The 7893-nt window shown below is 73.1% G+C and carries 8 protein-coding genes; 3 read left to right on the top strand and 5 right to left on the bottom strand.

Annotated elements, in window-relative coordinates:
• Positions 1–28 precede the first annotated feature (28 nt).
• The 5 genes from AOK00_RS04820 to AOK00_RS04800 are packed head-to-tail and all read right to left on the bottom strand — an operon-like array spanning position 29 to position 5215.
• Positions 29–289, bottom strand: a complete 261-nt coding sequence (locus tag AOK00_RS04820) for a hypothetical protein (RefSeq protein WP_055599066.1) — start codon at positions 287–289, stop codon at positions 29–31.
• Positions 282–1595 (bottom strand): O-antigen ligase family protein, encoded by a 1314-nt coding sequence (locus tag AOK00_RS04815; RefSeq protein ID WP_055599065.1) that lies wholly within the window; start codon positions 1593–1595, stop codon positions 282–284. Before AOK00_RS04815 ends, AOK00_RS04820 begins: the two co-directional genes overlap by 8 nt.
• A 2-nt stretch (positions 1596–1597) precedes the next feature.
• On the bottom strand, positions 1598–3046 hold the full coding sequence (locus tag AOK00_RS04810; RefSeq protein ID WP_055599064.1) for an exopolysaccharide biosynthesis polyprenyl glycosylphosphotransferase: 1449 nt from the start codon (positions 3044–3046) through the stop codon (positions 1598–1600).
• The gene (locus AOK00_RS04805; RefSeq protein WP_079041841.1) at positions 3043–4179 is read right to left on the bottom strand and encodes a glycosyltransferase; all 1137 of its coding nucleotides are present in this window, start codon (positions 4177–4179) and stop codon (positions 3043–3045) included. The genes AOK00_RS04810 and AOK00_RS04805 overlap by 4 nt, the downstream gene beginning before the upstream one ends.
• 1 nt (position 4180) lies before the next feature.
• Entirely contained in the window at positions 4181–5215 is a 1035-nt protein-coding gene (locus AOK00_RS04800) for a DUF3344 domain-containing protein (protein ID WP_437441387.1), read from the bottom strand.
• Positions 5216–5618: 403 nt separating this feature from the next.
• Here AOK00_RS04800 and AOK00_RS04795 point away from each other — a divergent pair, with 403 nt between their 5' ends.
• The 3 genes from AOK00_RS04795 to AOK00_RS04785 all read left to right on the top strand — a co-directional run bounded on the left by AOK00_RS04795 (position 5619) and on the right by AOK00_RS04785 (position 7530).
• The gene (locus tag AOK00_RS04795) at positions 5619–5858 is read left to right on the top strand and encodes a chaplin (RefSeq protein WP_055599062.1); all 240 of its coding nucleotides are present in this window, start codon (positions 5619–5621) and stop codon (positions 5856–5858) included.
• A gap of 276 nt (positions 5859–6134) precedes the next feature.
• The gene (locus AOK00_RS04790) at positions 6135–7010 is read left to right on the top strand and encodes a hypothetical protein (protein ID WP_055599061.1); all 876 of its coding nucleotides are present in this window, start codon (positions 6135–6137) and stop codon (positions 7008–7010) included.
• Between the two features lie 238 nt (positions 7011–7248).
• Complete coding sequence (locus AOK00_RS04785; RefSeq protein ID WP_030324038.1) at positions 7249–7530, top strand: hypothetical protein; 282 nt, start codon at positions 7249–7251, stop codon at positions 7528–7530.
• Positions 7531–7893: the final 363 nt, after the last annotated feature.

Genomic DNA, 7893 nt, shown 5'->3' with positions numbered 1-7893 from the left:
CGGCCGGCGCGGGCGCCGCCTTCGCGCGTCAGCCGCCATGTACCTGCTGGTCCTCAGCGAGCAGGGCCTGTTGCTGCGGCGGCACGGGCGGCGGCACGGCTCCCGTACCCGAACCCGTCCCCGGCAGCACGACGGCCTCCGAGGGCCACGGGGAGTCCGTGGGGCCCGGAGGCGCGGTCGGCCAGGGGTCGGTCAGCGGGGTGCCGCAGGGCGGTCCGCCCGTGGGGCGCGGTTCACCGGCCCGCGGGGTGTCCGTGGGCTCCGGTTCCCCGGCCCACGGGTCACGCACGCCGGACCTCCGCGAGGGCCCACCAGGCCGCGAGGCCCAGCACGACCGACATCAGGACCGTCGAGGGGCCGCCGATGTCCGCGTAGAAGAAGTCGATGAGCTGCCAGCCGAGCAGGCCGGTCGCGACGAGCGCGCAGTCCGCGCCGAGGCGGCGCCGCCGCAGCCCGCCGACGAGCAGCGCCACCCAGCTGCCCACGAGGGCGAGCAGCCCGAACAGGCCCTGCTCGCTGAGGACCAGCAGGTACATGTTGTGCGGGGACAGCAGCGGCTGACGCGCGAAGGCGGCGCCCGCGCCGGCCGTGTCGCTGCCGGAGGACAGGGCGAGGGAGGCGTTCGAGTCGCGGTACTGCGGGAAGCCCTTGAGGCCGACGCCGGTCACGGGCTCCGAGGCCCACATCCGCCCGGCCGCCGCCCACATCGTGTACCGGTCCGTCACCGACTGGTCCGGCGCGGCCGCCACCTGCGTGATGCTGGCGACCCGCTCCTTCACCATCGCCGAGCCGATGCCGAGCCCGCCGACCAGGACCACCCCGAGCGCGCCGGCGGCGAGCGCCACGCGCGCCGCCCGTCGGGGCCCCGAGAGCAGCAGCTGGATCCCGCAGGCGAGCACGGTCGCGATCCACGCGCCCCGGCTGAACGACAGCACGAGCGGCAGGAAGAGCAGTCCGGCGCAGACGAGCGCAGCCGTCCGGGTCCGTCCGGGCCCGCTGCCGAGCGCGATCCCGGTGACGACGACGAGCCCGTACGACACGCAGGTCGCCATGCCCATCACATCGGTGGGCCCGAAGGTGCCGACGGCCCGGATGTCCTCACCCATGTACGAGGCGCCGGTGCCGGTCAGGTACTGGGCGACGCCGACCGCGCCCTGGAGCAGCGCGAGCCCGACAAGGCCCCAGGCGACCACGGCGAAGTCCCGCCGGTCACGGATCATCAGGAGCACGGCCGCCGGGACCAGCACGAAGACCTGTACGTACCGGGCGACGCCCGGCAGGCTCGCCGCCGGGTCGTTCGAGGTGATCGCCGCGAGACAGATGCCGAGGACCGGCAGGCCGAGGACGACGGCCGCCGTCCGGGTCAGCGGCCGGGCGCCGCCGCGCAGCACCCGGACGAGACAGATCAGGACGAGCAGCCCGGAGGCCGCGTCGGCGACCGTCCCCGTACCGCCGGTGCCGCCCTGGGCACCGCCGCCGCCCGGGACGAGCAGCAGTGCGATCACGGCGAGGACCGGGGAGAGCGCCCCGGCCCTGCGCGCCCAGTCCCGGACGTCGTCCGGGGCGAGCGCCGGCACCGTCACGGCCGTGGCCATCCTCAGCTCCCCGTGGGTCGGACGAGTCCGGCCGCCGTGCGCAGCAGGATGCAGACGTCCTGCCAGAGCGACCAGTGGTCGATGTAGTGGTTGTCGAAGCGGCAGCGGTCCTCGATCGAGGTGTCGCCCCGCAGCCCGTGCACCTGCGCCAGACCGGTCAGCCCCACGGGCATCCGGTGCCGGGCCGCGTAACCGGCGTGGATCTTGCTGAACTGGGTGACGAAGTACGGGCGTTCGGGCCGCGGCCCGACCAGGCTCATGTCACCGCGCAGCACGTTCCACAGCTGCGGCAGCTCGTCGAGCGAGCTCTTCCGCAGGAAGTTCCCGGCCGCGCTCATCCGCCGGTCGCCCGCCACGTTCCAGCGGGTCGCCGACTCGGTGTCGTCGGAGGGACGGAGCGTACGGAACTTGAGCAGCGTGAAGTGCCGCCCGTGCTGGCCCACCCGCTCCTGCCGGAACAGCACCCCGGGACCGTCCGCGAGCCGCACGGCGAGCGCGCAGAGCAGCAGCACCGGCAGCGCGAGGGCCAGCGCGGGCGCGGCGAGCGCGATGTCGAGGGCGCGCTTGGCGGGCAGACCGCGCCGCTCGACCGGCGGCGCGATGCGCTGCCACGCGTACCCCCACATGTGCGCGCCCATCGGACCGGACTGGTGCCGTCCGCCGACCCGCCAGGTCGTGCAGCCGTAGTGCTGGAAGAGGGTCACGAGCGCCGGGTCGTCGTTGAGGAACACCGCGTCGCGCACGGTGTTCTGGATGACGGCCCGGTGGATCTCCTCGGTCGTGGTGAGCACCGGAAGCCCGGGTTCACCGGCCGACCGGGGCGCGCCGCCCTGCTCGGGCACGCCGACGATGCCCACCGGCCGTACCCCGTACTCGGGATGCTGGGCGGCCGCGGAGGCGAACCGGCGCGCGGCCCCCGCCCCGCCGACGACCAGCGCCGACCGGGGATGGGCGCGGGCGATCAGTCGCCGCCGGGTGAGCAGCAGCGCCCGGACCAGGATCACGACACCGACGTGTGTGGCGTACGCGGCGCCGAGCCGCAGCGGCCCGATCGCCAGGGCCGGGGAGTACGCGGCCACTCCGGCCGCCGCCAGACACCAGGCGACGCCGGCACGGGAGGCGAGCGCGGGCAGTTCGTCGAGGGCCCTGGTGTGCGGGGCCGGCCGGTGGAGCCCCGCGTGCCCGTCGAGGACGAGGACGACCGCCACGACCGGCAGCAGAAGCCGGACGTCGTGGTGCGCCGCGCTCAGCAGCGTGGCGGCGGACAGAACGGCCAGGCAGTCGACCGCGACGAGCGGCAGCACGCCGGACCGCGGCCGCACGGGGCGGTACGGGAGGGCGAGCCGGTCGGTCGTGCCGCGGCGCGGTGCGAGGGAGGCGAGGCCGAAGGCCTGGCCTGCCGTGGGCCACGGGCCCGGTGAGGGAGGGACGCTGGTGCTTTCGGTGGTCACTGCGCAATCGGCTCTCTGTGCTCGGTGCCTCGCACTCCGGCCAGTTCGCGGTAGACATCCGCGACGGCCGCGCCGGTGCGCCGGACATCGAATCTGCTGAGTACGTGCTCGTGGGCCTCGCGGCCCAGGCGGTGCCGGAGCTCCTGCCTGCCGAGGAGGCGGCCGAGAGCGGTGGCGAGCGCGGCCGGGTCCTCGGGCGGGACCAGGCACAGGGGTTCATGGGCGGGTGGCAGGCTCTCGCGGGCCCCGTCGACATCGCTGACGACGACCGGCCGGCCGGCGGCCATGGCCTCCAGGGGTGCGAGCGCCATGCCCTCCCAGCGGGACGGCAGGACGACGACGTCGGCGGCCCGGTACCAGGGGACGGTGTCGGCGACGGCTCCGGTGAACCGCACCGAGGGGCCTGCGGCGGCGCGCAGCCGGTCGCCGTCGGGGCCGTCGCCGACCAGGACGAGACGGGCCGTCGGCACCTCCGCGAGGACGGCGGGCCAGGCGGCGAGCAGCACGTCCTGCCCCTTCTGGCGGCAGAGCCGGCCCACGCAGACGACGGTGGGCGCGGGGTTGCCGGGCGGTCCGTCGGTCGCGAACCGGGCCACGTCCACACCGTTGTGGACGACGGACCAGTCGGCCGTGACCCCGGCGGCCTCGCCGGTACGCCGCTCGGCCTCGCTGACGCAGAGGATCCGGTCGGTCCAGCGGGCGCCGAACCGCTCCCAGCGCCGGGCCAGCGCGGCGGTCGTCCCCTCGACCGCCTCGAAGGACCAGGCGTGCGGCTGATACACCGTCGGAATCCGTCCGCGCAGCGCGAGTCGGGCGCACAGCCCGGCCTTCGCGCTGTGCGCGTGGACGAGTCCGGGGCGGACGGTACGGATCACCCGGGCGAGGCCGCGGGTCTCGCGGACGAGCTCGGGACCGGGGTTCCGGCCGGCCCGCCAGGCACGGGTGTCCGCCCCCTCGGCGCGTACGGCGGCGGCGAGGGCGGTGTCGGGTGGGCAGGCGACCGCGACCCGCAGGCCGGCGGCGAGTTGGGCGCGGACGAGGTCGGTGACGACACGGGCGACCCCGCCGTCGCCGGGCTGGACCGCGTGCAGGACGGTGACGGACCCGGGGTCCGTGTCTCGTGGAGGCAGCACGTCAGCGCCGGACGTCCGCCTGGAAGAAGAGCGCACCGAGCCAGACGGTGTCCTTCCGGCTCCCCGACCGGACGTGGACACGGTCGGCCCCATCGCGCAGTGCCCCCCGCAGATCGAAGACGTCGGAGTCGTACCCGAGAGTGTTCGTACCATCGGGTGAGCGGACCGTACGACCGGTGCCGAATTCGGTGATGCTGGAGTTCATCACGTCGTCCGCGGAATTGGCGGAATCGGAGAGCCGGACGCTCTTCGAGCGGCTCGTTTCCACCGCCAGGTAATCACCGGAAGTGCCCCGGTCACCGTCATAGGCGATCACCCCGAGAGTGCCGCTCGTGGCCTTGCCGTAACGGTTTGCGTCAAGCGGTACGCGAAGCTCGCCGGAGCGCGGTCCTACCGTTTCGAATCCGTCCCAGACACCGATCCTGCGGAGCGGTTCCGACGCCTTCTCGTACGCGGCGACGAGCGTCCAGCCACCCCAGCCGCCGACCGCCGACCGGCCGCCGGCGACGTTGACCTGAGCGACCGTCCACTGCCCCGAACGGGAGGAGCGGACCAGCTCGGTGACATCGGCGGAGGCCTGGAACGCATCGGCGCCGTCGGCCGTCCGGTGGCCGATCAGGGTGTCCGCGAGCAGCGCCTTGTACGCGCCGCCGGGCTCGGCGATCAGCACCCGGCCGTTGTCCTCGGGCGGCTTCTGCTCGCCCACCCGCAGGTTGCCTCCCCAGTAGAGACGGGCCCAGCTGACCCGGGCGCCCGCGGGGACGGCGAGCTCGGCACGGCTGGAGTTGTACGTGTTGGGGTCGCTGTCCACGTCGACGTAGGCGATCGTGGCGTCGTCGTTGACCGACTCGGTGCCCTTCGCGCCCTTCGCCGAGGAGTTGGCCGCGCGCACGACCCCACCGTGCTGCACGGACTGGTAGCGCGCGGCGAACGGGACGCTGCTCGCCTCCCGGGGCCGGGGGGCTGAGGCGGAGGCGACCGGCAGCGCGGCCGACAGCGCCGCACACGACAGGGCGCACAACACGCTGCGACGCACAGCAAGAACCGCTGAATTCCGCATACAGGTTCTCCGCTTAGATGAGAGAAGGAAGGGAAGACCCGTGAAGGCCGGGAGAGGGGAAGGTGTCGTCCGCACGAAATGGGTGAACGCGCGGCGGGCCCGGAAGCAACGTTCGGGAACGTTATAACCCCGGCGCGGGGCGATAGTAAGCATTAGATGCCTGGAAACGCTAACTCCCGTATCCGCGCGGCAGGTTCCTCGTTGAGCGTGTTGCGCCATTCCACGCCCACTCCCTCCAATGGCCCTCCTATGGCCCAAAGATCGGTTGAACGTCACCCGTTCGGGAGAGCAACCGATGAAAAGCCGGGGCGTTGTTGAGGGAGTCGGGCCGAACAGTCCGCGCAGTCCACGTTGAATTTCGATCGAGGAGCACTTCCCCATGTCCCGTATCGCCAAGGCCGTTGTCCTGACCGTGGGTGCCGCTGCCGCGGTCGCCGGTGCCGCCGGTGCCGCCACCGCCGACGCCGGCGCCGAGGGCGCGGCCGTGAAGTCCCCCGGCGTCGGCTCCGGCAACGTCGTCCAGGTCCCGGTGCACATCCCGGTCAACCTCTGCGGCAACACGGTCAGCGTCATCGGCGCGCTGAACCCGACCTTCGGCAACGCCTGCGTCAACGCCTGATCCGGCACGCCTGATCAGTCCTTCCGAAGCCGGTGCGCCCACTCCTGACGGGGTGGGCGCACCGGCTTTTCCTTGTCGTCATGGGGTCGGTGCTCGTTCGGCGGCACCGTCGTGCGCCGGTCGGTGCAACGGCGTACGCCCCTTCGGGGGGCATGTTCGAGGGGTGGATTCACCCGAACGGAGGCGTGGCGCTCAGTAGTTCTGCGGTTGCGGAGCGCTATACCCGCAGGCACGGTGAGAGGGAAGTTGTCCGACGCATAAGGAAAAGGAACACATATGCGTCCCCTGGCTACACGCCGCATCACCGCCCTGGCGATATCCGCCGTCATCACCCTCGGCACGGCGGGACCCGCCTTCGCCGACGAACACCATCCGTCCACCGCGGCCGAACGGGCCGCCCGCGCACCTCTCCCCGACGCCGCGGCCCTGCTGACCCAGGCCGAGGCGCTCGGAGACCTCGGCTCGGTGACCACTCCCGTGACCGAACTCGTCACGGCCGCGCTCAAGGCCGACTCCGGTCAGCTCCCCGCGGCCGACGCCGAGGCCCTCAAGGCCAAGATCGCGGCAGCCGTCGAGGAGGCCAAGGCCACGGCGCCGGCCCCGTTGCCGGACGCGCCCGTCACGCCGCCCTCGACCGATCTCCCGGTCACGCCACCGTCGACGGACCTTCCCGTCACGCCGCCGGCGGCCGAGCTTCCCGTCACGCCGCCGGCCGTGGAGACCCCCGTAGAGCTACCGGCGGCGCCACCCGTGGAAGCCCCGGCCCTGCCGGTGAACCCGCCCGTGACCCTGCCCGTCGCGGCCGGCGCGAAGGCCGCGTGGGCCGGGAAGGCGGCCGCCCCGGCGGACGTCGTCGACGACGCCCTCGCCACGGTCGAGAAGGCGGTCGCCGCCCTGCTCGCCGCGGTCACCTCCGGCGACGCCGGCGGAGTCGTACCGCAGGTCACGGCGACCCTGACCTCGCTGGTCAACCTGGCCGTCGCCACGGTCCTCGGCAGCGGTCTGCCCGCTCCCGACCTGGCCGGACTGCCCGCGCTGCCCACGCTCCCGGTCACCGCGCCCGAGCTGCCGGTGGACCCGCCCGAGCTGCCCGTCGACCCGCCGGTCGACGTGCCCGAACTGCCGGCCACGCCCCCGCTGCCGGTCCGGTAGTCACCCGCAGGCCCTGTGCCGGCCCGGCGTCCCGCCGGGCCGGCACAGGCGTGTGCGGCGGTGTGCGATCGGCAAATAGCACCGGGCCGCATCGATCGGGTGCAGTGTCGAGAAATCCTTCCTTCCGGAGTTTCCGTGCGGCACGCCGTTCGTTACAGAAGCAGAACAAAGCGCGCGGGATTCGGCCAAGAAGCCTGTGCAGCAAGTGACTTGAAGGTATAGAGGAAGGATTCATCCCATGAAGCCCACCAAGGTCGCCGCGGTTGTCGCCGGTTCGCTGATGGCCCTCGGCGCTGCCGCGCCCGCCATGGCCACGGAGGCGCTGACCCCCACCAGCCTGAACGGTGGCCTCGAAGCGATCGCCGCCAATGGGCTGAAGTCGGACGTCCTGAGCAGCACCACGGACGGCTCCCCGGTCAAGACCGTCACCGACACCGCGACCCAGCTGAACGAGACCACCAAGGGCGGCTCGCTGCTGGGTGGCCTGCCGGTCGGTGGTGGCCTGCCGGTCGGTGGCTGACACCGGACCGTCACCCCACTGACGTCACATCAGTAACCCTGCCTTTTCGGGCACTTGCGGGGGCCATGACGCCGCCGCCTCCCACGGTCGGCTGATCGAATGATTTTCTGATCAGCTGCCGTGTGGCCCCCGCTGCACGGGGTTCGCCGACCCATACCCTCTGGCCAGTCCCACGCAATGTCGGCGTGGATCAGGCCGGTCGGAGCGAGGGGGGATCCTCGCCGGTCTCTCCCTTTCTCCAGAGGAAGAGCGGTATGCGGTCCATCATCAGCAGGAAAGTACTCACCGCGGCGGCAGCGACCGGCATCCTGTCGCTGAGCGGCGGATTCGCCCTGGCCGCGAACTCCCACGCCGGTACCGGCG

It is taken from the genome of Streptomyces aureus, from assembly GCF_001418135.1.
Classification (GTDB): Bacteria; Actinomycetota; Actinomycetes; order Streptomycetales; family Streptomycetaceae; genus Streptomyces; species Streptomyces aureus_A.
Note: the sequence above shows the minus strand (reverse complement) of the source record. Positions and strands in the feature narration are given on the sequence as shown.

Bases quoted from the DNA above. Each gene is read 5' to 3' on its own strand.
- AOK00_RS04815 (WP_055599065.1), bottom strand. From the start codon at position 1,595: ATGGCCACGGCCGTGACGGTGCCGGCGCTCGCCCCGGACGACGTCCGG.
- AOK00_RS04795 (WP_055599062.1), top strand. From the start codon at position 5,619: ATGTCCCGTATCGCCAAGGCCGTTGTCCTGACCGTGGGTGCCGCTGCC.
- AOK00_RS04790 (WP_055599061.1), top strand. From the start codon at position 6,135: ATGCGTCCCCTGGCTACACGCCGCATCACCGCCCTGGCGATATCCGCC.
- AOK00_RS04785 (WP_030324038.1), top strand. From the start codon at position 7,249: ATGAAGCCCACCAAGGTCGCCGCGGTTGTCGCCGGTTCGCTGATGGCC.